The following is a 26,927-nucleotide window of genomic DNA, read 5'->3' as shown; positions in this document are numbered from 1 at the left end:
CCGAAATGGCGCTATATAGCGCGCCATCTCACACGGAAACATGGCTCACAAGGCCGTCCGGTGGCAGCCGGGGCGAGAACGCTCCGTTTTGCTCACACGTTTCCGGAGGAACCAACCGGAGAATTAGAACGATGGCGCTACCCGATTTCACCATGCGTCAGCTGCTCGAAGCTGGCGTGCACTTTGGTCACCAGTCTCACCGCTGGAATCCGAAAATGGCTCCGTTCATTTTCGGCACCCGCAACAACATCCACATCGTCGATCTCGCGCAGACCGTGCCGATGCTGCACCAGGCCCTTCAGGCCGTCAGCGACACGGTGGCCAAGGGCGGCCGCATCCTGTTCGTCGGCACCAAGCGCCAGGCGCAGGACGGCGTCGCGGACGCGGCCAAGCGCTGCGCGCAGTATTTCGTCAATTCGCGCTGGCTCGGCGGCACGCTGACCAACTGGAAGACGATCTCGGCCTCGATCAAGCGCCTGCGTCACCTCGATGACGTGCTCTCGGGCGGCGAAGCCAATTCCTACACGAAGAAGGAGCGCCTGACGCTGCAGCGCGAGCGCGACAAGCTCGACCGCTCGCTCGGCGGCATCAAGGACATGGGCGGTCTGCCCGACCTGATCTTCGTGATCGACACCAACAAGGAAGACATCGCGATCCAGGAAGCCCAGCGGCTCAACATCCCGGTCGCCGCAATCGTCGACACCAATTCGGACCCCAAGGGCATCACCTATGTGGTGCCGGGCAATGACGACGCCGGCCGCGCCATTTCCCTGTACTGCGATCTCATCGCGCGTGCGGCGATCGACGGCATCTCGCGCGCCCAGGGCGATTCGGGTATCGACATCGGTGCGTCGGCGACGCCCGTGCAGGAAGACCTTCCGGCGGCTGCGCCGTCCGGTTTCCAGGGCCTTGCGGGTCCCCGCGGCACCGCCGACGACCTCAAGAAGCTCCCGGGCGTGTCGGGCGCGATCGAGAAGAAGTTCAACGACCTCGGCATCTTCCACTATTGGCAGCTCGCCGAGCTCGACCACGACACCGCGCACACGATCGGCGAAGAGGTCGGTCTGCCGAGCCGCGCGGACGCCTGGGTGGCCAAGGCCAAGGCGCTGACCGCAGAAGCGGAATAAAAGTTACGCGGCGTGGCCGGGTCTCGCCCGGCCGCCGCTTCTATTCCACGAACAACGATTTCCCTGTCGCAGACGGCGGCGCCATCGGGCGCCGCGGTTTCTGTACAGGCAAGAAGGGCATTGAACGATGGCAACGATCACAGCAGCGATGGTCAAGGAGCTCCGCGAGTTGACTGGCGCAGGCATGATGGACTGCAAGGCCGCGCTGACCGAGAACGACGGCAACATGGAAGCGGCGCAGGACTGGCTTCGCAAGAAGGGTCTGTCCAAGGCTGCCAAGAAGTCGGGCCGGGTCGCGGCCGAGGGCCTGATCGGCGCGCTCACCAAGGGCACCAAGGGCGTCGTGGTCGAGGTGAATTCCGAGACCGACTTCGTCGCGCGCAACGGCCAGTTCCAGGGCCTCGTCAAGATGATCGCCCAGGTTGCGTTCGATGCTGGCGCCGACGTCGAGAAGATCAAGGCCGCCAAGGTCGGCGACGTCACGATCGAAACCGCCATCAATGACGCAATCGCCACCATCGGCGAGAACATGACGCTGCGCCGCGCCGCCCAGCTCGAAGTGAGCCAGGGTGTGGTGTCGCACTATGTCCACGGGGCCGTCATCGACGGCGCCGGCAAGATGGGCGTGATCGTGGCGCTGGAATCGCCGGGCAAGGCCGACGAGCTTGCGGCGCTCGGCCGCCAGATCGCGATGCATGTCGCCGCCGCCAACCCGCTGGCGCTCGATCCTTCCGGCCTCGATCCGGCGGTGGTCAAGCGCGAGAAGGACGTGCTCGCCGACAAATATCGCCAGCAGGGCAAGCCCGAGAACGTGATCGAGAAGATCGTCGAGTCCGGCCTCAAGACCTACTACAAGGAAGTCTGCCTGCTCGAGCAGGCCTTCATCCACGACACCGGCAAGTCGGTGGCGCAGGCGGTGAAGGAGGCCGAGGGCAAGGTCGGCGGCGCTGTGAAGATCGCGGGCTTTGTGCGCTATGCTCTCGGCGAGGGAATCGAGAAGCAGGAAAGCGACTTCGCGGCCGAGGTCGCCGCGGCCAGCGGCAAGAAGTAACCGCTGACACCAAGGCGTCCGGCGCTCTGCGCCGGGAGCCTGCCTGCGCGGAATAAGAAAGCGATCGCCTCATGACTGATCCGGTCTACCGTCGCGTCGTGATCAAGCTGTCCGGCGAATATCTCGCGGGCTCCCACGGGTTCGGTATCGATCAACCGACGGTCGATCGCATCGCCGACGATCTGATCGCGGCCCGCCATCTCGGCACCGAGGTCGCGGTCGTGATCGGCGGCGGCAACATGGTCCGCGGCGTGGAGGTCTCCTCCCGCGGGGTGTCGCGCACAACCGGCGACACCATGGGCATGCTTGCCACCATGATGAATTGCCTCGCGCTGGAAGCGGCGATCGAGCGCAAGGGCACGCCGGCGCGGACGCTGTCGGCCTTCGTCATGCCAGAGATTTCCGAGCTGTTTACCCGTAGTGCAACGCACAAATATCTCGCCGAGGGACGCATCGTCCTGCTCGGCGGTGGAACCGGCAACCCGTTCTTCACGACCGACACCACCGCCGTGCTGCGTGCCGCCGAGATCGGGGCGCAGGCGGTCCTGAAGGCGACCAATGTCGACGGCGTCTACTCGGCCGACCCGAAGACGGATCCGACCGCCACGCGGTTCGACCGTCTGACGCACTCACAGGCGATCGAGGGCGGCTACAAGGTGATGGATGCGACCGCCTTCGCGCTTGCCCGCGAGACATCGCTGCCTATCATCGTATTCTCGATCGCGGAGCCGGGGTCGATCGGCGCGATTCTGCGTGGCGTCGGCCACGGAACCATCGTCGCCGGCTGATTGCCGCGCCTCCGGGCGTCGACAGCCGGTTTCTAGTGAAAGGGAGAAACGTCATGGCCGCAGCTGGTTTCGACCTCAACGAAGTGAAGCGCCGCATGCAGGGCGCCGTCCAGTCCCTCAAGCACGAACTCGGCGGCCTTCGCACCGGCCGCGCCTCCGCCTCGATGCTCGATCCGGTTCAGGTCGAGGCCTATGGCAGTCACATGCCGCTGAACCAGCTTGCCACCGTCAGCGTGCCGGAGCCGCGGCTGATCTCGGTGCAGGTCTGGGACAAGTCGATGGTCAAGGCGGTGGAGAAGGCGATCGTTGATTCCAATCTCGGCCTGTCGCCCGCGACCGAGGGCCAGGTGCTGCGCCTGCGCATCCCCGAGCTCAACGAGGAGCGGCGCAAGGAGCTGGTGAAGGTCGCGCACAAATACGCCGAAGCCGCCAAGGTCGCCGCGCGCCATGTCCGCCGCGACGGTCTCGACGTGCTCAAGAAGCTCGAGAAGAATCACGAGATGTCGGAGGACGACCAGAAGCGTCACGCCGACGAGGTGCAGAAGGCGACCGACGGTACCATCGCCGAGATCGACCAGTTGCTGGCCGCCAAGGAAAAAGAAATCCTGACGGTCTGAAGGCGCTACGGGAACGAGCCGATGTCGAACGCCGCCGCCCCAGCAACTGACGGACCGGATCGCTCCGGCAATCCGTTGCATGTGGCCATCATCATGGACGGCAACGGGCGCTGGGCAGCTTCGCGCGGCCTGCCGCGCGTCGAGGGCCATCGCCGCGGCGTCGAAGCGCTGCGCCGCGTGGTGCGTGCGGCCCATGAACTCGGCATCGTCTATCTCACCATTTTTTCTTTCAGTTCGGAGAACTGGTCTCGCCCGGCGAGCGAGATCGGCGACCTGTTCGGCCTGCTGCGGCGCTTCATCCGCAACGATCTGGCGAGCCTGCATCGCGACGGCGTCAAGGTTCGCATCATCGGCGAGCGCGAGGGGCTCGATAGCGACATCTGCGGGCTCCTCAACGAGGCCGAGGAGCTGACGAAGAACAACGTCAAGCTCAGCCTTGTGGTCGCCTTCAACTATGGCTCGCGGGCGGAGATCGCCGCCGCGGCGCGGCGCCTTGCGCGCGAGGTCGCCGAAGGCAAGCGCGACGCCAACTCCATCGATGCCGACACGATCGGGCAATATCTCGACGCGCCCGACATTCCCGATCCCGATCTCATCATCCGCACCAGCGGGGAGCAGCGCCTGTCCAACTTCCTGATGTGGCAGGCCGCCTATAGCGAGCTCGTGTTCGTTCCGATCCACTGGCCCGACTTCGACAAGGCGGCGCTGGAAAGCGCGATTGCCGAATACGGCAAGCGCGAGCGCCGGTTCGGCGGGCTCGCTGCGAAAACCGGATCGTGACCGACGACGAAGCCGCGCCGGCGGCCGCAAGCGAGCAGGGTTCGCGCAATCTCGTGATGCGCGTGGCGGCTGCGCTGGTGCTGGCGCCGGTTGCGATCGCGCTGGCCTATATGGGCGGCGTCGCCTGGTCGCTTCTCGTGACATTGGCGGCGGCCGGATTGTTCGCGGAATGGCTTGTTGTCACCGGACTCGGACGCGAGCTCCGTATCGTGGTGCCCGGCGTGGTCGCGTTGCTGCTCGCCGGATTGTGCCTGATGGCCGGCCGTATCGATGCGGCCCTGATCGTGCTCGCCGTCGGTGCGGTTGTTGTGGCACTGACGTCCGGCGCGCGGCGCAACTGGGCCATTGCGGGATTGCTCTATGCGGCAGCGGCCGAGATCGCATCGGTCCTGCTGCGCCTCGACACGGCGAAGGGTTTTGCCGCGCTGATGTTCGTGTTGCTGATCGTGTGGGTCACCGATATCGGCGGCTACTTCGCGGGCCGCAGCATCGGGGGGCCGAAGCTCTGGATGCGGGTCAGCCCGAAGAAGACGTGGGCGGGTGCGGTTGGCGGCTTCGTGGCGAGTTTGCTGGTCGCTGCCGGCTTTGCCGCCTCTGAGATCGGCTCGACCGGTCCGCTCTTGATGCTCGTCAGCGCCGTCCTGTCGGTGGTATCGCAACTCGGCGATCTCTTCGAATCCGCAGTGAAACGGCGCTTCGGAGTCAAGGATTCCAGTCACTTAATTCCCGGCCATGGCGGGCTTATGGACCGCCTGGACGGTTTCGTCGCCGCCGTCATTGTGGCGGCGATTTTCGGCTTTCTCCGTGGTGGCGCCGATGGCGTCGGGCGCGGTCTTATGGTTTGGTGATGAGATGAGCGCAGTTCCGTTGCGTAACAACAAGGCCGCGGCGGCATCCGCCGCGCGGACCGTAACCGTCCTCGGCGCCACCGGCTCGATCGGCGACAGCACGATGGACCTGCTGCGCGCCTCGCCCGAGCGCTATCGTGTCGAGGCGTTGACGGCGAACGGCAATGTCGCGGGCCTCGCCAAGCTGGCGAAGGAATTCAGCGCGCGGTTCGCCGCAATTGCCGATCCGGCGAAGCTTTCGGAGTTGAAGGACGCGCTGACCGGAACCCGGATCGAATGCGGGGCCGGGGAGAGCGCGATCATCGAGGCGGCCGCGCGGCCTGCCGATTGGGTGATGGCTGCGGTCAGCGGGGCGGCCGGGCTGAAGCCCGCGCTTGCCGCGGTCGATCGCGGTGCCCATGTCGCGCTCGCCAACAAGGAATGTCTGGTCTGCGCCGGCGATTTCTTCATGCAGCGCGCGGCAAAGGCGGGCGCCTGCATCCTGCCGGCCGATTCCGAGCACAATGCGCTGTTCCAGGCGCTGAGCTCAGGCAATCGCGACGAGCTGGTCCGCGTCATCATCACGGCCTCAGGAGGTCCGTTCCGGACCTGGAAGCCCGTCGACATCGAGCAGGCCACGCTCGAGCAGGCGCTGAAGCATCCGAACTGGAGCATGGGCCAGAAGATCACGATCGATTCCGCCTCGATGATGAACAAGGGGCTCGAAGTGATCGAGGCATCCTATCTGTTCGCGCTCGCGCCCGACGAGATCGACGTCCTCGTTCATCCGCAGTCGATCATTCACGGCATGGTCGAGTTCTCCGACTGCTCCGTCGTGGCCCAGCTCGGCGCGCCCGACATGCGGACGCCGATCGCGCATTGCCTCGGCTGGCCCGATCGCATCAAGGGGCCGGCGGCCAAGCTGGACCTCGCCAAGATCGGCCAGCTGACCTTCGAAGCGCCGGACTTCGAGCGCTTCCCCGGGCTGCGGCTGGCCTACGATTCGCTCCGGACCGGGAAGGGGGCGACGACCGTCTACAACGCCGCCAACGAGGTCGCGGTCGCCGCCTTCATCGCCGGCAAGATCCGGTTCGGCGCGATTGCCCGGCTGGTCGAGGCGACCCTTGACGATTGGATCAAGGGTGGGAACCAGGCACCCCTGACGTCCGCCGACGATGCAATTTCCGTTGACCATGTTGCGCGAAATAGGGCTGCCGCCCTATTGCCTCAAATTGCCTTAAAGGCATCCTAGAGGGTTGGGGGCGGAGCCTTTGGCTCTTGTCGAGGGAAATCGAATGCCCGAGTATTTCATTCATAGTATCAATGCGTTGAGTCATGGGCTTCTCGGTACCATCATTCCCTTCCTGTTCGTCCTGACCATCGTCGTGTTCTTCCACGAGCTTGGCCATTTCCTGGTCGCGCGCTGGGCGGGTGTTCGCGTGCTGACCTTCTCGCTTGGTTTCGGACCTGAGCTGGTCGGTTTCAACGACCGCCATGGCACCCGCTGGAAGATCTCGGCAATCCCGCTCGGGGGCTACGTCAAGTTCTTCGGCGACGAGAGCGAGGCCTCGACACCCTCGTCACAGACGCTCGCGGCGATGACGGCCGAGGAGCGCGCCGGCAGCTTCCATCACAAATCGGTCGGAAAGCGCACGGCCATCGTCGCGGCCGGACCGATCGCGAATTTCATCCTGGGCGCGCTGATCTTCGCCGGCATGGCCCTCTATTACGGCAAGCCGAGCACGATCGCGCGCGTCGACGGCCTAGTGGCCGAAAGCGTCGCCGCGAACGCCGGCTTCAAGGTCGGCGATGTCGTCGTGGATATCGACGGCAGCGCGATCCAGAGCTTCGCCGACATGCAGCGGATTGTAGCTTCGAATGCTGGTTCAGAGCTTGGGTTCAAGGTGAAGCGCGATGGCGCGATCGTCGCGCTCAAGGCGACGCCGGCGCTCAGGGAGGTCAAGGACCCCTTCGGCAATGCCCACCGAATCGGCGTGCTCGGAATCGAGCACAAGGCTCAGGTCGGCGAAGCGACCAGCGCCTCGGTCGGCGTGCTGGAGGCCCTGAAGATCGGGGTCGAGCAGGTCTGGTTCATCATCACCAGCACCTTCAAGTTCCTGGGCTCGCTGTTCGTCGGACAGGGCAATCCGAACGAGGTCAGCGGCGTGCTGGGAATCGCGAAGATGTCGGGGCAGGCGGCCAGCGCCGGGTTCCAGTTCGTCATCAATCTCTGCGCGGTGCTGTCGGTCTCGATCGGCCTGCTGAACCTGTTCCCGATCCCGCTTTTGGATGGCGGACACCTGCTTTTCTACAGCGCGGAGGCACTGCGGGGACGCCCGCTGTCCGAGCGAACCCAGGAGATGGGGTTCCGAATCGGACTCGGCTTGGTCCTGATGTTGATGGTGTTTGCGACCTACAACGACATCCTGCGGATGGCCGCTTCCTGATAGAGGCTTTTTTGTGGCGTTGCCAATGGGCAACGTCTTGGAACGAAAATGGAAATGTTCAGCTCTAGTAAGTTTGCCCCCTTGGCAAATTTGGTTACAAGCTGAGCGGCAGGTTGGGAATCTGTCGGGTCGTTGGGGAACGATCTGGCATCGTTAAGATAAGGGCGCGTTGCGCATGATGTTTGGAATGCGAGTGAGGGGGGGGCTGTTCGCCGCCTTGGTCATGTTCGCCGCGCCGGTGGTTGCCACCTTGGCGACCGTAGCTGTGTCTGTGCCCGCGTCGGCGCAGACCGTGGATTCGATCACGGTGGAGGGGAACCGCCGTGTCGAGCTTGAAACCATCCGCTCCTACTTCCATCCTGGACCGGGCGGTCGGCTGGGCCAGGCCCAGATCGACGACGGCCTCAAGGCGCTGATCGAGACCGGCCTGTTCCAGGACGTCCATATCGATCAGCGGGGCGGGCGCCTCGTCGTAGTCGTGGTGGAAAATCCGGTGATCGGCCGCGTTGCCTTCGAGGGCAACAAGAAGATCAAGGACGAGCAGCTCTCCGCTGAAGTCCAGTCCAAGGCGCGCGGCACCTTCTCCCGCGCCATGGTGCAGTCCGACACGCTGCGAATCGCCGAAATCTATCGCCGCTCCGGCCGCTACGACGTGCGCGTCACGCCCGAGGTCATCGAGCAGCCGAACAACCGCGTCGACCTGATCTTCACGATCGAGGAGGGCGCCAAGACCGGCGTCAAGTCGATCGAGTTCGTCGGCAACAACGCCTATTCGGCGTCCCGTCTGCGGGACGTCATCAAGACGCGCGAATCGAACCTGCTGAGCTTTCTCGGCAGCAACGACATCTATGATCCCGACCGCGTCGAGGCCGACCGCGACCTGATCCGCCGCTTCTACCTCAAGAACGGCTTCGCCGACGTCCAGGTCGTGGCCGCGCTCACCGAATACGATCCCGAGAAGAAGGGCTTCAACGTCACCTTCAAGATCGAGGAAGGCGCGCAGTACCGCGTCGCGTCCGTCAACTATACGTCGTCGATCGCAACGCTCGACCCGAACGCGATGCGCGCCTATTCGCGCGTCAATGTCGGCTCGCTCTACAACGTCGAATCGGTCGAGAAGTCGGTCGAGGAGATGCAGATCGAGGCCTCGCGCCGCGGCTATGCCTTCGCCGTGGTCCGGCCCGGCGGCGACCGCAACTTCGAGGCGCACACGGTGTCCGTCGTCTTCAACATCGACGAGGGCCCGCGCACCTATATCGAGCGCATCAACCTGCGCGGCAACACCCGCACGCGCGACTACGTGATCCGCCGCGAGTTCGATATCTCGGAAGGCGACGCCTACAACCGCGCGCTGGTCGACCGTGCCGAGCGGCGGCTGAAGAACCTCGACTACTTCAAGAGCGTGAAGATCACGACCGAGCCGGGCTCGTCGAGCGACCGCGTCATCCTGATCGTCGACATGGAAGAGAAATCGACCGGCGACTTCTCGATCTCGGGCGGCTACTCGACCACCGACGGCGCGCTGGCCGAAGTGTCGGTCTCCGAGCGCAATCTGCTCGGCCGCGGCCTGTTCGCCAAGGCGTCGGTGACCTACGGCCAGTACGCCCGCGGCTACTCGCTGTCGTTCGTCGAGCCGTATCTGCTCGACTACCGCGTCGCGCTCGGCCTCGACCTCTATCAGCGCCAGCAGCTGGCCAACAGCTACATCTCTTACGGCACCAAGACGCTCGGCTTCTCGCCGCGCCTCGGCTTCTCCCTGCGTGAAGATCTGGCGCTCCAGCTGCGCTATTCGATCTACCAGCAGGAAATCACGCTGCCGTCGACGCTGAACAACTGTAACAACGTGCCGTTCCTGCCGGATGGAACGCCCAATCCCGCGTTCAATCCGAGCCCGGCCTATGCGAACCTGAACGGGATCAGCCTGGTGTCGACCAATGGTCTCGGCTGCTTCTTTGACGGTGAAGCCTCGCTGCCGGTCCGCAAGGAGCTGGCGGGCGGCAAGACCCTCACGTCGGCGCTCGGCTACACGCTGAACTACAACACGCTCGACAACACGAAGAATCCCACGGACGGGTTGCTGGTCGACTTCAAGCAGGATTTCGCGGGTGTCGGCGGTGACGTCACCTACATCAAGACCGCGATCGACGCGAAGTACTACACCCCGCTGGTCTCCGACATCGTCAGCGTGATCCATCTCCAGGGCGGTCTCCTCAGCAAGCTCGGCAACCAGGACCTGCGCATGCTCGATCACTTCCAGATGGGCCCGAACCTCGTCCGCGGCTTCGCGCCGAACGGTATCGGTCCGCGCGACATCAATCCCTTCGGTACCCAGGACGCGCTCGGCGGCACCAAGTACTGGGGCGCTTCGTTCGAACTGCAGATGCCGTTCTGGTTCCTGCCCAAGGAAGTCGGTCTGAAGGGCGCGGTCTATGCCGATGCCGGCGGCCTCTACGACTACCAGGGCCCGACCTCGTGGGCGGCGACCGGCGAAGTCAACGTGCCTGGCTGTGTCAGGCCGACGAACAATCCGCCGTCTCCGGGTACGTGCCTTGGCCTGAGCTACGACGACAGCAAGGTGGTCCGCACGTCGGTCGGTGTCGGCCTGATCTGGCAGTCGCCATTCGGCCCGCTGCGCTTCGACTACGCCGTGCCGCTCACCAAGGGCAAGTACGACCGCACGCAGGAGTTCCGGTTCGGCGGCGGCACCACGTTCTAGGACCGATTGCCGACCGGACTGCGACGGATGGAATGGCGCAGCCGATCTTCTTCAAGAAGTCCTCCTTCGTCATCGCTGGCTGAAATAGCCGCGCTGACGAAGGCGCAACTGGTCGACCCCGAAAGGGGTGCGCTTCAGATCAGGGGGCTGGCCTCGCTCGACGAGGCCGGTCCGATGCATCTCGCCTTTTTCGACAATCTGAAATACGCCGACCAGCTTGCCGCGACCAAGGCCGGGGCGTGTCTGGTCAGCCCGCGCTTCGAGGCACAAGTGCCGAAGGGCACCGCCGTGCTGCGGGCGGCGAAGCCGTTCCAGGTGTTCGTCGAGCTCGCCCGTGAATGGCACGCCGATGCCCTGCGGCCGCAATCCTGGTTCGACACCGAGGGCATCGCGCCGTCGGCGATCATCGATCCCACCGCGCGCCTGGAGGACGGCGTCATCGTCGATCCGCTGGTCGTGATCGGTCCGCGGGTCGAGATCGGCTCTGGCACCATCATCGGAGTCGGAGCGGTGATCGGTCCCGGCGTCAAGATCGGCCGGGACTGCAACGTCGGCGCCCGCACGGCGATCCAGTGCGCCCTGATCGGCAACAACGTGCTGATCCACCCCGGCTGCTCGATTGGCCAGGACGGCTACGGCTTCATCTTCTTCGGCCCCGAGGGCCATCTGAAGGTGCCGCAGACTGGACGCGTGCTGATCCAGAACGACGTCGAGGTCGGCGCCAACACCACGATCGACCGCGGATCCTTGCGGGATACCGTGATCGGCGAGGGGACCAAAATCGACAACCAGGTCCAGATCGGCCACAATGTGACGATCGGCCGGCACTGCCTGCTGGCGGCACAGATCGGCCTCGCCGGCAGCCTGACCATCGGCGACAACGTGGCGCTCGGAGCGAAGGTTGGCATCAACAATCACCTCAAGATCGGCGACGGGGCTCAGGTCACCGCCATGAGCGCGGTCAAGGACGACATTCCGCCGGGCGGCCGCTGGGGCGGGCATTTCGCCAAGCCGACCAAGCAGTGGTTCAAGGAGATCATCGCGGTGGAGCGCCTGGTACGCGACAACGAAGCCAAAGGCAAGGAACAGGAGTGATGGAGGAGGCACCGGTCAAATTCGAGCTGGTGGATATCAACGCGATCCTCCAGACCCTGCCGCACCGTTTTCCGATGCTGCTCATCGACCGCGTGATCAACATCCGCGCCGATTACAGCGGCATCGGCATCAAGAACGTCACCTTCAACGAGCCGGCGTTCCAGGGGCATTTCCCCGAGCGCCCGGTCTATCCCGGCGTCATGATGATCGAGGCGATGGCGCAAACCGCGGGTGTGATCGGCATCAAGTCGGTCGAAGGCACCGAGAAGCCGCGGGCGGTGTATTTCCTCACCATCGACAAGTGCAAGTTCCGCAAGCCGGTGCTGCCCGGCGACACCATCGAATATCACATGCGCTCGCTCGGGCGCCGCAAGGCCATGTGGTGGTTTCACGGCGACGCCAAGGTCAACGGTCAGGTGGTTGCGGAAGCCGATGTCGGCGCCATGCTGACGGATTAGAGCGTTTTCGAGCGAAGTGGATTCCGGTTCGCGTGAAGAAAACGCGTCAAGAAAACCCTGGCCGCGCCGAGCTCATGACGTTGTGCAGGTGTAGCGGCCGTCCGCGCCCGCGATCCGCAGGACGCGATTGAGGAACACGCCCATCGACGGCGCGTTCATCAGCGCATCGTAGGTTTCGGCAGGGACGCCGCAATAGTGCTGGTAGCTGCCTCTGACCGCGACCAGCAGCGTGCGCTGATTCGTGCTGTAGCAGACCCGCTGGACGATCGTGCTGCGGTTGATATCGCGGCATTCGAAGCTCGAGAGATCGACCGCCGTGCTGTGGCCGAGATCGACCGTCTCCGGGCCGATTGGCGCAGAGAGCAGGCTGAGGATCAGCGCGGCGGCCCGGACCATGGATCGGTTGCGACCTTCTCTTGCAACAGGCCGTCATCATACGTCACTGGACAGGGCGGGCAAAGTCGCGCTAACGACCGCCCCAATCGACAGCCTGGCGCCTCGATAGCACCTTGGCGCCATTAACGAATTCCGGACCGAAACTTCATGAGCATGATCGACCCGACTGCGCGGATTGCCGATGGCGCTGTGATCGGGGCCGGCACCGAGATCGGTCCGTACTGCATCGTCGGCCCCAATGTCGTGCTCGGTGAGAACTGCAAGCTGATCGCGCATGTCACGATCAGCGGGCATACCAGGATCGGCGCCGGCTGTATCATCTCGTCGTTCGCGGCGCTCGGCGGGCCGCCGCAGGATCTCAGCTATCGCGGCGAGCCGACCCGCCTCGAAGTCGGCGAAGCCTGCACCATCCGGGAAGGTGCGACTATGAATGTCGGCACCATCAAGGGCGGCGGACTGACGCGCGTCGGCAGCGGCGGCTACTTCATGAACAACAGCCATGTCGGGCATGACTGCATGGTCGGCGACAATGTGATCTTCGCGACGTCGGCAACACTCGGCGGGCATTGTGAGATCGGCGATGCCGTTTACATCGGCGGCCTGTCTGCGGTGCACCAGTTCACCCGCATCGGCTCGCAGGTGATGATCGGCGGCGTTTGCGGCGTACGCGGCGACATCATCCCCTTCGGCCTCGCCAACGGTCAGTACGCGGTTCTCGAAGGACTCAACATCATCGGCATGCGGCGCCGCCAGTTCACCAAGGCGCGGCTGGCGACGGTGCGCGCGTTCTATCAAAAGCTGTTCCACGGTCCCGGCATCTTCGCCGAACGGCTGGCTTCGGTGCAGCCGCTGGCGGGCGAGGATCCCGCGATTGCGGAAATCCTGGCCTTCATCGAGGGCGGCAAGCTGCGCCCGCTCTGCCTTCCCGCCGATACCAATTGAGCAGGGGATGGCCGCCAGCATGACGTCAGCGGCTCCCTCGCTTTCGTCACCGGTCGGCATCGTCGCCGGTGGCGGCGCCATGCCGTTCGCGGTCGCCGAGTCGCTCGCCGCGCACGGCTTCACGCCGGTGCTGTTTCCGCTGCGCGGGGCCTGCGATCCCGTGCGGGTGGAGAAATTCCGCCATCGCTGGATCTCGGTCGGCCAGCTCGGCCGCGCGATGCGGCTGTTTCGCGAGGAAGGCTGCCGCGACTTGATCTTCATCGGCACGCTGGTGCGGCCCTCGCTGTCGGAGATCCGGCTCGACTGGGGCACGCTGCGCCTGCTCGGCCACGTCGTGCGCGCATTTCGCGGCGGCGACGATCATTTGCTGTCGAGCGTCGGCCGCATCCTCGAGCAGCAGGGCTTCCGCATGGTCGGGATCAAGGATGTCGCGCCCGATCTCTTGATGCCGGAGGGCGCCGTGACGCGCGCGGCGCCCGACAGCACGACGCTCGCCGATATCGCGCGCGGACGCGGCGTGCTCGACGCGCTCGGTCCGTTCGACATCGGCCAGGCCGCGGTGGTGATCGACGGCCATGTCGTGGCGGTCGAGGACATCGAGGGAACCGACGCGCTGCTCGCCCGCGTCGCGCGGCTGCGTGAGGAGGGCCGCATCCGTGCCGCCACGGGCCGCGGCGTGCTGGTGAAGGCGCCGAAGAGCGGCCAGGATCTGCGCTTCGACCTGCCGACGATCGGCCCGCGCACGATCGAGGGCGTCGCGGCCGCCGGCCTTGCGGGCATCGCCGTCATCGCCGGCAACACGCTGGCCGCCGAGCCGCAGGCCCTGGTCGAGGCCGCCGACGCCAGGGGGCTGTTTGTCATCGGGCTGGCGGGCTGATGCAGGTGCGCAGCCCCAGCACCGCTCGCAAGATCTTCCTCATCGCGACCGAGGAATCCGGCGACCGCCTCGGCGCGGCGTTGATGCAGGTGCTGCGCCAACGGCTCGGCGATGCCGTGCAGTTTTCCGGCGTCGGCGGCCGGGCGATGACTGCTCAGGGAATCGCCCCGCTGTTTCCGATCGAAGAGCTCTCGATCATGGGCTTTGCCGCCGTCGTGAAGCAGTTGCCGAAAATCCTGCGATTGATCCGGCGCACGGCCGATGCCGTGCTCGCCGACGCGCCTGACATGCTCGTCATTATCGACAGCCCCGATTTCACCCACCGCGTCGCCCGTCGCGTCCGCGCCCGCAACCCGAACATTCCGATCGTCGATTACGTCTCGCCGCAGCTTTGGGCGTGGCGGCCGGGCCGCGCACGGACCATGCTCGGCTATGTCGACCATGTGCTCGGCCTGCTGCCGTTCGAGCCGGAGGAATACCGCAAGCTCGGCGGGCCGCCCTGCAGCTATGTCGGCCATCCCCTGATCGAGCAGCTCGCCACGCTGCGGCCGAACGACGACGAGCAGAAGCGGCGCGATGCGCAGCCTCCGGTGCTGCTGGTGTTGCCCGGAAGCCGGCGTAGCGAGATCAGGCATCATCTCGCACTGTTCGGCACGGCGCTCGGCCAGCTCAGCAAACAAACGCCGTTCGAGCTCGTGCTCCCCACCATGCCGCATCTCGAGGCGATGGTGCGCGAGGGTGTCGCGTCGTGGCCCGTCGCGCCGCGGCTCGCGATCGGCGAGACCGAGAAGCGCGCCGCGTTCCGCATCGCCCGCGCTGCGCTCGCGAAGTCGGGGACGGTGACGCTCGAGCTCGCGCTCTCGGGCATTCCGATGGTGACGGCGTATCGCGTCGGCGCGATCGAGGCCTTCATTCTGCGCCGCGCGATCCGCGTCTCCTCGGTGATCCTTGCCAATCTCGTGATCGGCAGGGATGTCATTCCCGAGTATTTGCAGGAGGACTGCACGCCGGAGAAGCTCGCGGCGGCGCTGGGCGACGTGCTTGCGGATTCGCCCGATCGTCTGCGGCAGCTCGTGGGGTTCGCGACGATGGACGGGAAGATGTCGACCGGCGACCAGCCGCCGAGCGTCCGCGCCGCCGACATCGTGTTGGCGGAGATGGGACGCCGTTCGACCTAGCCAATCGATGGTGTTCCTCGTTCAGTGGCAACATTCCGCCGCAACGATCCCGCTTGCGCCGGATATTTAGACCGTACTAATATTAGCGATATCTAATATAGATACGGAGCCTGCCATGAAGATCGACCCGGCCGCCTATGTCGGAGCCGTCATTCGCGAAGTCGCGTTCCGGGAACGCGACGGCAAGCCGGCGCGGGCGGTGATCGCGACCCGCAGCTACGACACCGACACCGCCGATCTCTGGGATGTGCTGACCAACCCCGAACGCATTCCGCGCTGGTTCCTGCCGATCTCGGGCGACCTGAAGCTTGGCGGCCGCTATCAGTTCCATGGCCATGCGGGCGGCGAGATCACGACGTGTGAGCCGCCGCGCCGGCTTGCCGTCACCTGGGAGTCCATGGGCACGGTCAGCTGGGTTACCGTGACGCTGGCCGAGAATGGCCCGGACGCCACGCGCCTGGAATTGGAACACCTCTCGGTGATCGAGGGCGACTTCTGGGATCGCTACGGGGCCGGTGCGGTCGGCGTCGGCTGGGATCTCGCGCTGCTCGGGCTCGCGCTCTATCTGGCCATGCCGCCCGGCGAGGAATTCGACCGCGCCGCCGCGTCGGCGTGGCCAGCCACCGACGACGGCAAGGAATTCATCCGCCGCGCCAGCGAGGACTGGTGCAGCGCCTCGATCGCGGCGGGCACCGAGGAGACTGCGGCGCGCAGATCGGCCGCAAACACCACGGCGGCCTATTGCGGCGAGCCGGAGCCGGGGAGCGGAGGCTAGCGAAAGGTGCACGCCTTCGACATCCTCGGCGATCCCGTCCGCCGCCGCATCCTGGAACTGCTTGCGACCGGCGAGCACAGTTCGGGTGATGTCGTCGCCGTCGTGCAGCGCGAATTCGGCATCACCCAGTCGGCGGTCTCGCAGCAGCTGCGGATCTTGCGGGACGCCGGTTTCGCGTCGGTGCGCGCCGAGGGCACGCGCCGCATCTATGCCGTGGAGCCGGCGCGGCTGCGCGAGGTCGACGACTGGCTCGACCGGTTCAGGGCGTTCTGGCTGCCGCGCCTTGACGCGATCGCGACCGAAGTTGCGCGGGGCAAACGAAAACGGCGCCAACAGGAATGATGGCGCCGTCCCGGATTCTCTTCAGCGATGCAGCTTACTTGCGCTTGTCGATCTGCACATAGTCGCGGCGTGCGACGCCGGTGTAGAGCTGGCGCGGACGGCCGATCTTCTGCTGCGGATCCTCGATCATCTCGCTCCACTGGCTGATCCAGCCGACGGTGCGGGCGACCGCGAACAGCACGGTGAACATCGAGACCGGGAAGCCCATCGCCTTCAGCGTGATGCCCGAATAGAAGTCGACGTTCGGGTAGAGCTTGCGATCGATGAAGTACTGGTCGCTGAGCGCGATCTTCTCGAGCTCCATCGCCACCTTCAGCATCGGATCGTCGCCATGGCCGGTCTCCTTGAGCACGGCGTGACACATCTTCTGCATGATCTTGGCGCGCGGATCGTAGTTCTTGTAGACGCGGTGACCGAAGCCCATCAGGCGGACTTCGGAGTTCTTGTCCTTCACCTTGGCGATGAACTCGGGGATCTTGTCGACCGTGCCGATGTCGTAGAGCATGTTGAGCGCGGCCTCGTTGGCGCCGCCGTGCGCCGGGCCCCAGAGGCAGGCGATGCCCGCCGCGATGCAGGCGAACGGGTTGGCGCCGGAGGAGCCGGCGATGCGCACGGTCGAGGTCGAGGCATTCTGCTCGTGGTCGGCGTGCAGGATGAAGATCTTCTCGAGCGCGTCGGCGAGCACGGGGCTCACCTTGTAGTCCTCGCAAGGCACCGCGAAGCACATGTTCAGGAAGTTCTCGGCAAAGCCCAGCGAGTTCTTCGGATAGATGAAGGGCTGGCCGACGGTGTACTTGTAGGCCATCGCCGCCAGCGTCGGGATCTTGGCGATCATGCGCATGGAGGCGATCATGCGCTGCTTCGGATCGTTGATGTCAGTGCTGTCGTGATAGAACGCGGCGAGCGCGCCGACGGCCGCAACCATGATCGCCATCGGATGGGCATCGCGGCGGAAGCCCTGGAAGAAGCGGGCCATCTGCTCGTGCACCATCGTGTGATGGGTGACGCGGTGGTCGAAATCCTTCTTCTGCGCAGGGGTCGGCAGCTCCCCGTAGAGCAGGAGATAGCAGGTCTCCAGGAAGTCGCCGTGCTCGGCGAGCTGCTCGATCGGGTAGCCGCGGTATTCCAGCACGCCCGCGTCGCCGTCGATATAGGTGATCTTGGACTGGCAGCTCGCGGTCGAAGTGAAGCCCGGATCGTAGGTGAACAGGCCGGACTGGCCGTACAGCTTGCCGATATCGATGACATCAGGCCCAACCGTGCCGCTCAGGATCGGGAAATCGTAGTTCTTGTTGCCGATGGTGAGTGTGGCTGTCTTGCTGGATTTTGCGTCCATCGTGATATCCCCGATGAATTCGTTGCGAAAACCGACCTTGCCCAGTCGCTAAATTGCGGCCCATGGCGGGGCGGAACGGCTTGTGGAGAAAGCGTCCGGGATTGGGTAGCTCATTGCCATGTGCGCTGCAAGATGGACCCTGGAGGGGGTCCATGCAGGATCACGCCGCCTGATCGGCGAGGCGGGCAAGGCACTCCTGGCGTCCCAGCACGGCCAGCACGTCGAATATGCCCGGCGACGTCGTACGTCCGGTCAGCGCCACCCGCAGCGGCTGGGCGACGGCGCCGAGTTTCAGGTTGTTCTGCTCGGCGAAATTCCGCATCGCGGTCTCGGTGGTTTCCGCCGTCCAGTCGTCAACGGCTTCCAGCGCGGTGCGCAGGCGGCCGATCAACGCGCGCGTTTCCGGCGTCAGCAGCGCCACAGCTTTCGGATCGAGCGCGAGCGGACGATCGGCGAAGATGAAATGGGCGGCGTCGATCAGCTCGATCAGCGTCTTGGCGCGCTCCTTCAGGGCCGGCATGGCGCGCAGCAATTGTGCACGGGTGGTGTCGTTGAGCTTGGCCTTCAGCGCGACGCCCTCGGGAACATAATCCAGCACGCTCTCGAACTGGGTCACGAGCGATTGATCGTCGGCGTGGCGGATGTAGTGACCGTTGAGGTTTTCCAGCTTGGCGAAATCGAAGCGGGCGGCGGCGCGGCCGACGCTGGCGAGGTCGAACGCCGCGATCATCTCCTCGGTCGAGAAAATCTCCTGGTCGCCATGGCTCCAGCCGAGCCGGACGAGGTAATTGCGCAGCGCAGCCGGCAGGTATCCCATGGCGCGGTAGGCATCGACGCCCAGCGCGCCGTGGCGCTTGGACAGTTTCGAGCCGTCCGGGCCATGGATCAGCGGGATGTGGGACATGCTGGGCAGCGCCCAGCCCATCGCATCGTAGATCTGCTTCTGCCGCGCGGCGTTGATCAGGTGGTCGTCGCCGCGGATCACATGGGTGACGCCCATGTCGTGGTCGTCGACCACCACGGCGAGCATGTAGGTCGGGTTGCCATCGCCGCGCAGCAGGACGAGATCGTCGAGGTTCTCGTTCTGCCAGACCACGCGTCCCTGGACCTGGTCCTCGATCACGGTTTCGCCGGTCTGCGGCGCACGCAGGCGGATGGTGGGCTTCACGTCTGTGGGGGCCATCGCGGGATCGCGGTCGCGCCACATGCCGTCATAGAGGCGGGTGCGCCCCTCGGCGCGCGCTTTCTCGCGCATGGCGGCGAGCTCTCCCGGCGAGGCATAGCAGTAATAGGCGCGCCCGGCGGCGAGCAGGCTCTCGGCGACCTCGCGGTGGCGGGCGGCGCGGGCGAACTGGTAGATGACCTCGCCGTCCCAGCCGAGCTCCAGCCATTTCAGGCCGTCGAGGATGGCGGCGATGGCGGCCTCGGTGGAGCGCTCGCGGTCGGTGTCCTCGATCCGAAGCAGCATCTTGCCGCCGTGCTTCTTCGCATAGAGCCAGTTGAACAGCGCCGTGCGGGCCCCCCCGATATGGAGGAAGCCGGTCGGCGAGGGAGCGAAGCGGGTGACGACGGGTTTGGTCATGATCGAGCGAGACGTATGCTGAGACGGCGGTGGTGTATATCAGGAACCGAACATAACTAAACCCCCGGCTGACCTTTTGCCCACCAAACTAGGCCTCAAACCAGACTTGAAACCAGGCTTGGCCGGACGGCACGAATTTGGCAGAAGGTTGAGCTGACTCCTCCAGGGAACCCTTTGATGACGACTGACACGACGGCAGAGGCAGGGCGCGACTTCATCCGCGACATCGTCCAGGCCGATCTCTCCTCCCACAAGCACAACCGGATCGTGACCCGGTTCCCGCCGGAGCCGAACGGCTATTTGCATATCGGCCACGCCAAGTCGATCGCACTCAACTTCGGCATCGCCCAGGAGTTTCCGGGCCGCTGCCATCTGCGCTTCGACGACACCAACCCGGTCAAGGAAGAGCAGGAATACATCGATTCCATCCAGGCCGACGTGCGCTGGCTCGGCTTCGACTGGGGAGCCAACTTGTTCTATGCGTCGGACTATTTCGAGCGCCTGTATGATTGGGCCGAGGGCCTGATCAAGGCCGGCTATGCCTATGTCGACGATCAGTCGCAGGAGGAGATCCGCACTTCGCGCGGCACGCTGACCGAGCCCGGCAAGAACTCGCCGTTCCGCGACCGCAGCGTGGAGGAGAACCTCGACCTGTTCCGCCGCATGAAGGCCGGCGAATTCCCGAACGGCGCGCGCGTGCTGCGGGCCAAGATCGACATGGCCGCGGGCAACATCAACCTGCGCGACCCCGTGCTGTACCGCATCCTGCATGCGCATCATCCGCGCACCGGCACGAAGTGGAGCATCTATCCGAGCTACGACTACGCGCATGGCCAGTCGGACGCGATCGAAGGCATCACGCATTCGATCTGCACGCTGGAGTTCGAGGACCACCGGCCGCTGTATGACTGGTTCATCGAGAAGCTGCCGGTGCCGTCCAAGCCGCACCAGTACGAGTTCGCGCGGCTGAACCTGACCTACACGCTGTTGTCCAAGCGCGTGCTGACCCAGCTCGTCCGTGACGGTCATGTCGCGGGCTGGGACGATCCGCGCATGCCGACCATGGCGGGCATGCGCCGCCGCGGCGTGCCGCCGGCCGCCCTTCGCGAGTTCGTCAAGCGCATCGGCGTTGCCAAGGCCAACAGCGTGGTCGACGTCGGCATGCTGGAGTTCTGCATTCGCGAGGTGCTGAACCGCACGGCGCTGCGCCGGATGGCGGTGCTGAAGCCGCTGAAGGTCGTGATCGAGAACTATCCGGAAGGGCAGACCGAGGAGCTCGAGGCGATCAATCACCCGGATGATCCATCGGCCGGCACGCGCAAGATCACGTTCGGCCGCGAGCTCTACATCGAGCAGGACGACTTCATGGAGAACCCGCCGAAGAAGTTCTTCCGCCTGTCGCCGGGAACCGAGGTGCGGCTGCGCTATGCCTATTTCGTCAAGTGCACCGGCGTGATCAAGAACGACGCGGGCGAGGTGGTGGAGCTGCGCTGCACCTACGATCCCGCAACCAAGGGCGGTAACGCGCCCGACGGCCGCAAGGTCAAGGCGACCATGCACTGGCTGGCGGCGGCGACCTCGAAGCCGGCGGAGATCCGCATCTACAACCAGCTGTTCTCCAATCCGAGCCCGGACGCTTCGAACTTCGCGGCCGACCTCAATCCGCAGTCGCTCGAAGTGCTGAAGGATGCGCGCGTCGAGCCGGCGATCGCGGAGAGCAATTCGACCGCGCCGATGCAGTTCGAGCGCCAGGGCTACTTCGTGCGCGACAAGGACTCGACCCCCGGCAAGCCGGTGTTCTCGCGCACCATTGGCCTGCGCGACACGTTCGCGAAGGAAGTCGGCGGCAAGGGCTAGCCGAGAGGAAGCGCGTCCCGCGCGGACAAGCGGACGGGGGGATCGATGCCTGAGGAATCCGACGAGATCGTCTCCGCCATCGTCGCCAGATGGTCGGCGGGTTTCAGCAGGCTCGATGCGAATGCGTTAAGCGCGCTCTATTCGAAGAGCGCGTTCTTCTTCGGCTCGAACCCGACGCTGTATCGCGGCCGCGACGGCGTCAAAGCCTACTTTGACGGTCTGCCGCGCTGGGTCGCGCCGCGCGTTCAGTTCAGCGATGTCAGCGCAGAACGGGTCAATGCCGATCTCGTCAACATGGCGGGCATCGCGTCATTCTTCCTCGACGGCGATGCGCCCTCGCTCGCCGTCAAGATCACCTGGGTGATCGCGCGCGAGGACGGCGACTGGAAGATCGTCTGCCACCACGTCTCGTCGCAGACACCGCTGATCTAGGCTCAGCGCTGGAGCTGACACAAAAAGTCGAGGGCCGGCGGGCCCTCGTAGTCAGGGAGGGTGCGCGGGGCCGGGCGCCTCGCGGCTGCACCCAACTCGCAGGCTATCCGGATCGCGCTGCATTGCGACGAGGGACCAAGGTCGTAGGCTGCGGAGCGCGGCTTCCGGCCGCCCGGACGGCAGCATGGTCGTCGGCCCGCGGATCAGCAGCGGCAACACATCGCAGGTCGGACAGATGCTTTTTTGTCCGCGCCGCACCATGTCTTCGGAAGAAGGAGGTGAGGATCATGCGCATTCAACACTGGCAGGATGCTGCCAGCCTGTTAGTAGGCGCCTGGCTGGTCGCATCGCCGTTTGCACTGGGCTTCTCCGGGGCAGCTCTCTGGATCTCCATCGCGCTCGGATTGGGCGTCGTGCTGTTCGCCCTGGAGGCATTCATCATTCCGTCCTATCTGGAGGAATGGGGCGAGATGCTGATGGGGTTGGCTCTGGTGGTCGCACCCTGGACGTTCAACTACCAGCAGGGATCGGTCACGACGAGCAGCGTGCTCGCCGGCGTCGTGGTGATCGTGCTCGCTTGCTGGGAGCTGGCGATCGATCGTGATTTCGCCACCTGGTGGCACGATCGCTGGCATCACCGAGCTGGCTGAGAGGAAGCTGACTGAGACGTTGGCCTGACCGCCAACCAAGGGCGGCCGGAGAGGTTGGAACTGCGTAGTGCGGAATCCCCTCCATGCCGCTCCGACGTAACGCGGATGCAGGTTCTACAGAGACATCACGCCAGAGACGGCGGGTACGGGACGATTCAGAAGCGTCGTCCCGCACTCGCTGGACGGCGGCCATGGCGCCCGCTGCAGGGTGAGAGCGTTTTCGAGCGACGTGGATACCGGTTCGCGTAAGGAAAACGCGTCAAAACAAGATCCTAGGACCCCGTTCCGATCCCATCGGAACGAGGCTCTAGTCGCCCGTCAGCAAGGTGACTCCGTCACGATGCGGCTTTCGCCTCGATCTGCTCCCAAATTCTGGTCTTGCGCGTCTCGGGCATGATGAAAACGGCGATCACGAAGCACACCGCGGGAACGACAATCGGGTAGATCAGCGCGTAGCCGATGCTGCCGGTCGCCGCGAAGGCGGCTGATGTGATGAACGGCACCAATCCGCCGCCCCAACCATTGCCGATATGATACGGCACCGAGACCGAGGTGTACCTGATCCTGGCCGGGAAAAACTCCGCCAGGAACGCGCCGACCGGCCCGTACACCATCCCGACGTAGCAGACGAGGATGAAGATGATGAAGACGGCCACCGGATAGTTGATGTGACCCGGCTGCGTGACCATGCCGAGCCACAGATACAGCGGATAGTAGGTGATCGCGGCAAGCAGCATTCCTCCGAGGATCACGGACTTGCGGCCGATCTGATCCGACAGCCAACCAAAGAAGATCAGGCTCGGCGTTGCGATCAACAATGCCGCTCCCACGATGTAGGCCGAGGTAACCGCATCGACCTTGGAGACCTGCTGCAGGAAATACAGTGCCCAGAATTGACCACTGTACCAGACCACGCCCTGTCCAATCAGGACGACGATAGCGATCAGGATGTACTTGATGTTGGCGCTGAGGAAAGCTTCCCGCCAGGGATTCCTGGTCATCTGTCCCTGTGCCTTGATCTCCTGGAAGATCGGCGTCTCCTGGAGCTGCAGGCGGATGTAGATGGCGATCGCCACCAGCAGGAACGAGAGCAGGAATGGTACGCGCCAGGCCCATTCGTCAAAGGCCTGATTGCCGGCCCAGGTTCGGGTCAGAACGATCACCGCAAGCGACACCACGATCCCCAGCGTCGGCGAGGTTTGTAGCCAGCCCGTGTAGTAGCCGCGCCTGTCGTCCGGAACATGTTCGGCGACGTAGGTGATGGCGCCGCCATATTCGCCGCCCAGGCACAGACCCTGGATCATCCGCAAGCCGAACAGAATGAATGCGGCCGTCAGGCCGATCGACTGATACGTTGGGATCAGTCCGATCGCTCCCGTTCCCAGGCCCATTCCGCTCAGCGTAATGAGGAATGTATATTTGCGGCCGACCCGATCGCCCATCCATCCGAACAGGAAGGCCCCCAGCGGGCGGATCAGGAATCCCGCAGTGAACAGCGCGATCGTGCTCAGCAGGGCTGCGACGGGGTGGGATTGCTCAAAGAACTTGACCGACAGAACCGCGGCCAGGCTGCCAAAAATATAAAAGTCGTACCATTCAATGATGTTTCCCACTGACGCAGCGACAATCACGCGGCGAAAATCGCTTGGTACTTGAATTGCCATGTGCTGCTCCTCTCAAATGCAAACGCTACTCCTCGCGTTTTTCAGCGATCTATCCGCTCGCGGAGTGCGCGTGGTGCACGGCGTTACAGGCGAGATTTTGTGCGTTCGTCCGCAACGCCTGATCTCAGGGGAGTTGTGGCCACCTGAGAGGAGCTCCAGCGGCCTTCAAGTGCCGCGAGCCGTCACTGCCTCATCCCGGTCTCTTTGGGAGCGGAGGCATCGGGACAGTCTATTCCTAATGTGATCTGTATCTTAGTGAGACTTTCGGCTCGATCGATTTGACGCAGGCGGCAGCTGCGGCCCGGCGCGAGCTAGGCAAGGTGCAGGACGATCCAGATACCCGGGCGTCGCCGGCCCGTATTCTGCATCCGTTCCGCTAGTCGGGTGACGGGGCCATCCGCTAGCCTGCCGCCCGGCAGGGATCGCAAGCGGAATGGCGGAGCAGGGCACGACGCCGGGCGGCAAACGCGGCTACGCGGGGACGTGGCCGCCGCGCGCGGCCGCGCCGGCCGGCGGCTTTCTTCCGGCGCGCGTCGGCACCTGGAAGCCTCTCGTCGAGACATTGCGGCAGTGGGCCCGCGCCGAGGCGGGCGCGGGCCGCCTGTTGCCCTGGGTGCCGGTGGCGTTCGGCTCCGGCATCGCGTTCTATTTCGCGGCCGAGCACGAGCCGGTGCTGTCGGTCGCGGCCACCGTCGCAATCCTGCTCTGCCTGCTGGCGCTGCTGCTGCGGCGGCGCAGCGTGTTTCCCGTCATCGCGCTGCTTGCCGCGGTGGCCGCGGGTTTTGCGACGGCGACCTGGAAGACGGCGCGCGTGGCTCACACGGTACTGGCGCGGCCGATGTTCTCGGTGGCGCTGACCGGCTTCGTCGAGACGCGCGACATCCGCGAGAAGACCGATCGTTTCGTGCTGCGCGTGGTTTCGATGGAGAGCCCGCGCGACATGACGAAGCTGGATCGGGTCCGGCTCTCGGTGAGGAAGGGCACCGCGCCCGATGTCGGCAGCTTCGTTGAGTTGAAGGCGCGGCTGTTGCCGCCGCTCGGGCCGCAGCGCCCGGGCTCCTATGATTTCGGCCGTGACCTCTATTTCCAGGGCATCGGCGCCTCCGGCTTCGTGATGGGCGCGATCAAGACCAGGGAGCCGCCGGCGGCCGGCGGCTTTGCGCTGCGCTACGCCGCCTTCATGCAGGGCCTGCGCGACGCCATCGACGCGCGGATTCGCACGACGCTCGAAGGCGACAATCGCGCGATTGCGACCGCGCTGCTCACAGGGCGGCGCGACGCGATCACCGCGCCCGTCAATGACGCGATGTTCGTCTCGGGGCTCGGCCATGTGCTGTCGATCTCCGGCTATCACATGGCGGTCGTCGCCGGCGTCGTGTTCTTCGCGGTGCGCGCGCTGCTGGCGCTGATTCCGGGGCTGGCGGCGGCGCATCCGATCAAGAAATGGGCCGCGGCGGCCGCGCTGGTCGCCGCGGCGTTCTATCTGTTGCTGTCGGGCGCGGAGGTCGCGACGCAACGGTCGTTCTTCATGACCGCCGTGGTGCTGCTCGCCGTGATGGTCGATCGCCGCGCCATCACGTTCCGGACGCTGGCGGTGGCCGCGCTGATCGTGCTCGCCGTCGCGCCCGAGGCGCTGGTTCATCCGAGTTTTCAAATGTCGTTTGCGGCAACGCTCGGGCTGGTGGCGCTGGTGCAGATCGGCATGCCGAACCTGCTAGCATCGCCCGATCATTCCGCAACGGCGCGGATCGCGCTATGGGGCGGTCGCGAGATCGCGATGCTGTTCCTGGCCTCGTTGATCGCGGGGCTTGCGACCACGCCCTATGCCGCGTTCCATTTCCATCGCGTGACGCCCTACGGGCTGCTCGCCAACCTCGCGGCGATGCCTGTCGTCTCGGCGGTCGTGATGCCGGCCGGCCTGCTCGGGCTCGTCGCCATGCCGTTCGGCTTCGACGGACTGTTCTGGGCGATCATGGGTCTTGGCATCGACTGGATGATCCTGGTGACGCAATGGGTCGCCGCACTTCCGGGCGCGGTCGGCCGCATGGCGGCGTTCGGCATCGGGCCGCTGATCGCGGCGAGTGCCGGCATCATCCTGCTCGGGCTGCTGCGCACGCCGCTGCGCTGGTCAGGCGCGGTGCTGCTGCTGGTGGCCTCGGTCTGGGCGCTCAGGGTGCCGCAGCCGGACGTGCTGGTGTCGGGCGACGGCCGCAACGTCGCGGTGCGCGGCGGTGACGGACGGCTACATCTGATACACAGCGCCAAGGATGCGTTCCTGGTCAGGGAGTGGCTGGCGGCGGACGCCGACGCGCGCACCGCCACCGATGCGTCGCTCGGCGAGGGCGTCTCCTGCGATGCCGGCGGCTGCGTGACCCAGGGACCCGGCGGCGCCTTCGTCGCGCTGGCGACCCGGCCGGAGGCGCTGGCGGACGACTGCGAGCGCGCAGCCCTGATCGTGACGGCGCGGCCGGCGCCGCAGGGCTGCGCGGCATCGGTGATCGATGCCGAGCGGCTGCGCCGCCACGGCGCGCTGGTGCTGCGACGGATCAGGGACGGCTACGCCGTCGATGCAGTCAAGCCCGGCGGGATCGACCGGCCGTGGTCGCCAGCGGTTCCCGGCGACGGCGAGAGCGAGACGACGCTGCGCGCGCCCGCCGCCGCGCCGCGGCCTGCGGTGGATGCGACGCCGGCCGAGACCGATCTGCAGGGCGATGATTAGCTGTGGTCTGGCGAGGGGGCGCTCGGCAGCTCGAACAGGCCGAGATGATATTCGTCGGAGTCGGGGGCGTCAGGCTTCTTGACGAGAGTAAAGGAAGCCTCGGGAAATTGCTCCCAGACTTTCAGGTCGTCGGCCGTTACCGTCAGCCAACCGAACCGGAACAGGTAGCGGCCCGGTTGCGTGACGCGTCCAGCCTTTTGCCATGTGACCTTATCGACCACCGCGCACGTCCTCCGTGCCCGATGATGCGCCAAGGCGCCGGCCGACGCAA

24 protein-coding genes and 1 pseudogene are annotated in these 26,927 nt (G+C 65.3%); 20 read left to right on the top strand and 5 right to left on the bottom strand.

The window, feature by feature from the left end:
* The first annotated feature begins 131 nt into the window (after positions 1-131).
* The 11 genes and pseudogenes from RX327_RS21520 to fabZ all read left to right on the top strand — a co-directional run bounded on the left by RX327_RS21520 (position 132) and on the right by fabZ (position 11,906).
* Complete coding sequence (locus RX327_RS21520) at positions 132-1,127, top strand: 30S ribosomal protein S2 (protein WP_317247052.1); 996 nt, start codon at positions 132-134, stop codon at positions 1,125-1,127.
* 127 nt (positions 1,128-1,254) lie between these two features.
* Complete coding sequence (gene tsf / locus RX327_RS21515) at positions 1,255-2,178, top strand: translation elongation factor Ts (protein WP_317247051.1); 924 nt, start codon at positions 1,255-1,257, stop codon at positions 2,176-2,178.
* Positions 2,179-2,249: 71 nt separating this feature from the next.
* Complete coding sequence (gene pyrH / locus RX327_RS21510; RefSeq protein ID WP_317247050.1) at positions 2,250-2,966, top strand: UMP kinase; 717 nt, start codon at positions 2,250-2,252, stop codon at positions 2,964-2,966.
* Positions 2,967-3,019: 53 nt separating this feature from the next.
* Positions 3,020-3,583, top strand: coding sequence for a ribosome recycling factor (gene frr, locus RX327_RS21505; protein ID WP_317247049.1), 564 nt, complete (start codon positions 3,020-3,022; stop codon positions 3,581-3,583).
* A gap of 21 nt (positions 3,584-3,604) precedes the next feature.
* On the top strand, positions 3,605-4,363 hold the full coding sequence (locus RX327_RS21500; RefSeq protein ID WP_317247048.1) for an isoprenyl transferase: 759 nt from the start codon (positions 3,605-3,607) through the stop codon (positions 4,361-4,363).
* Positions 4,360-5,211 (top strand): phosphatidate cytidylyltransferase, encoded by an 852-nt coding sequence (locus RX327_RS21495; protein ID WP_317247047.1) that lies wholly within the window; start codon positions 4,360-4,362, stop codon positions 5,209-5,211. Before RX327_RS21500 ends, RX327_RS21495 begins: the two co-directional genes overlap by 4 nt.
* Before the next feature lie 4 nt (positions 5,212-5,215).
* Positions 5,216-6,442: a 1-deoxy-D-xylulose-5-phosphate reductoisomerase gene (gene dxr / locus RX327_RS21490; RefSeq protein ID WP_317247046.1), complete on the top strand. Its 1,227-nt coding sequence runs from the start codon at positions 5,216-5,218 to the stop codon at positions 6,440-6,442.
* Positions 6,443-6,485: 43 nt separating this feature from the next.
* The gene (rseP, locus tag RX327_RS21485) at positions 6,486-7,637 is read left to right on the top strand and encodes an RIP metalloprotease RseP (protein ID WP_317247045.1); all 1,152 of its coding nucleotides are present in this window, start codon (positions 6,486-6,488) and stop codon (positions 7,635-7,637) included.
* 175 nt (positions 7,638-7,812) lie between these two features.
* Positions 7,813-10,353, top strand: a complete 2,541-nt coding sequence (gene bamA, locus RX327_RS21480; RefSeq protein WP_317247044.1) for an outer membrane protein assembly factor BamA — start codon at positions 7,813-7,815, stop codon at positions 10,351-10,353.
* Positions 10,354-10,385: 32 nt separating this feature from the next.
* Positions 10,386-11,448, top strand: a pseudogene (gene lpxD, locus RX327_RS21475) (UDP-3-O-(3-hydroxymyristoyl)glucosamine N-acyltransferase).
* Positions 11,448-11,906, top strand: a complete 459-nt coding sequence (fabZ, locus tag RX327_RS21470) for a 3-hydroxyacyl-ACP dehydratase FabZ (RefSeq protein ID WP_317247043.1) — start codon at positions 11,448-11,450, stop codon at positions 11,904-11,906. Before lpxD ends, fabZ begins: the two are co-directional and overlap by 1 nt.
* Before the next feature lie 72 nt (positions 11,907-11,978).
* Here fabZ and RX327_RS21465 read toward each other — a convergent pair whose 3' ends face one another.
* On the bottom strand, positions 11,979-12,302 hold the full coding sequence (locus RX327_RS21465; RefSeq protein ID WP_050384864.1) for a KTSC domain-containing protein: 324 nt from the start codon (positions 12,300-12,302) through the stop codon (positions 11,979-11,981).
* Between the two features lie 147 nt (positions 12,303-12,449).
* Between RX327_RS21465 and lpxA the strand changes: the two genes are divergently transcribed.
* The 5 genes from lpxA (at position 12,450) to RX327_RS21440 (ending at position 16,416) form a co-directional block, all read left to right on the top strand.
* Complete coding sequence (gene lpxA / locus RX327_RS21460) at positions 12,450-13,244, top strand: acyl-ACP--UDP-N-acetylglucosamine O-acyltransferase (protein WP_317247042.1); 795 nt, start codon at positions 12,450-12,452, stop codon at positions 13,242-13,244.
* Positions 13,245-13,263: 19 nt separating this feature from the next.
* Positions 13,264-14,121, top strand: a complete 858-nt coding sequence (locus RX327_RS21455; RefSeq protein ID WP_317247041.1) for an LpxI family protein — start codon at positions 13,264-13,266, stop codon at positions 14,119-14,121.
* On the top strand, positions 14,121-15,299 hold the full coding sequence (gene lpxB / locus RX327_RS21450; protein ID WP_317247040.1) for a lipid-A-disaccharide synthase: 1,179 nt from the start codon (positions 14,121-14,123) through the stop codon (positions 15,297-15,299). Before RX327_RS21455 ends, lpxB begins: the two co-directional genes overlap by 1 nt.
* Before the next feature lie 115 nt (positions 15,300-15,414).
* The gene (locus RX327_RS21445) at positions 15,415-16,074 is read left to right on the top strand and encodes an SRPBCC family protein (protein ID WP_050384861.1); all 660 of its coding nucleotides are present in this window, start codon (positions 15,415-15,417) and stop codon (positions 16,072-16,074) included.
* A 6-nt stretch (positions 16,075-16,080) separates the two neighbouring features.
* Positions 16,081-16,416, top strand: a complete 336-nt coding sequence (locus RX327_RS21440) for an ArsR/SmtB family transcription factor (protein ID WP_028334019.1) — start codon at positions 16,081-16,083, stop codon at positions 16,414-16,416.
* Between the two features lie 34 nt (positions 16,417-16,450).
* Here the strand turns inward: RX327_RS21440 and gltA are convergent, their stop codons facing one another.
* Entirely contained in the window at positions 16,451-17,752 is a 1,302-nt protein-coding gene (gene gltA, locus RX327_RS21435; RefSeq protein WP_317247039.1) for a citrate synthase, read from the bottom strand.
* Positions 17,753-17,912: 160 nt separating this feature from the next.
* The gene (gene gltX, locus RX327_RS21430) at positions 17,913-19,334 is read right to left on the bottom strand and encodes a glutamate--tRNA ligase (protein ID WP_317247038.1); all 1,422 of its coding nucleotides are present in this window, start codon (positions 19,332-19,334) and stop codon (positions 17,913-17,915) included.
* Between the two features lie 177 nt (positions 19,335-19,511).
* Between gltX and RX327_RS21425 the strand changes: the two genes are divergently transcribed.
* The 3 genes from RX327_RS21425 to RX327_RS21415 all read left to right on the top strand — a co-directional run bounded on the left by RX327_RS21425 (position 19,512) and on the right by RX327_RS21415 (position 22,273).
* Positions 19,512-21,191, top strand: coding sequence for a glutamine--tRNA ligase/YqeY domain fusion protein (locus tag RX327_RS21425; protein ID WP_317247037.1), 1,680 nt, complete (start codon positions 19,512-19,514; stop codon positions 21,189-21,191).
* Positions 21,192-21,236: 45 nt separating this feature from the next.
* Complete coding sequence (locus RX327_RS21420; protein WP_050384859.1) at positions 21,237-21,623, top strand: YybH family protein; 387 nt, start codon at positions 21,237-21,239, stop codon at positions 21,621-21,623.
* A 287-nt stretch (positions 21,624-21,910) separates the two neighbouring features.
* The gene (locus RX327_RS21415; RefSeq protein WP_050384858.1) at positions 21,911-22,273 is read left to right on the top strand and encodes an SPW repeat protein; all 363 of its coding nucleotides are present in this window, start codon (positions 21,911-21,913) and stop codon (positions 22,271-22,273) included.
* A gap of 335 nt (positions 22,274-22,608) precedes the next feature.
* Here RX327_RS21415 and RX327_RS21410 read toward each other — a convergent pair whose 3' ends face one another.
* Positions 22,609-23,937, bottom strand: a complete 1,329-nt coding sequence (locus RX327_RS21410) for an MFS transporter (protein ID WP_028334025.1) — start codon at positions 23,935-23,937, stop codon at positions 22,609-22,611.
* A gap of 433 nt (positions 23,938-24,370) precedes the next feature.
* Here RX327_RS21410 and RX327_RS21405 point away from each other — a divergent pair, with 433 nt between their 5' ends.
* Positions 24,371-26,656 carry a ComEC/Rec2 family competence protein gene (locus RX327_RS21405; RefSeq protein ID WP_317247036.1) on the top strand — a complete coding sequence of 762 codons (2,286 nt, stop codon included), beginning with the start codon at positions 24,371-24,373 and terminating at the stop codon, positions 26,654-26,656.
* Here RX327_RS21405 and RX327_RS21400 read toward each other — a convergent pair.
* Positions 26,653-26,877: a hypothetical protein gene (locus tag RX327_RS21400; protein WP_050384856.1), complete on the bottom strand. Its 225-nt coding sequence runs from the start codon at positions 26,875-26,877 to the stop codon at positions 26,653-26,655. The genes RX327_RS21405 and RX327_RS21400 overlap by 4 nt on opposite strands.
* Between the last annotated feature and the right edge of the window lie 50 nt (positions 26,878-26,927).

Source organism: Bradyrhizobium sp. BEA-2-5, assembly GCF_032918025.1.
Classification (GTDB): domain Bacteria; phylum Pseudomonadota; class Alphaproteobacteria; order Rhizobiales; family Xanthobacteraceae; genus Bradyrhizobium; species Bradyrhizobium pachyrhizi.
This window is presented reverse-complemented; position numbering and strand designations above follow the sequence as displayed.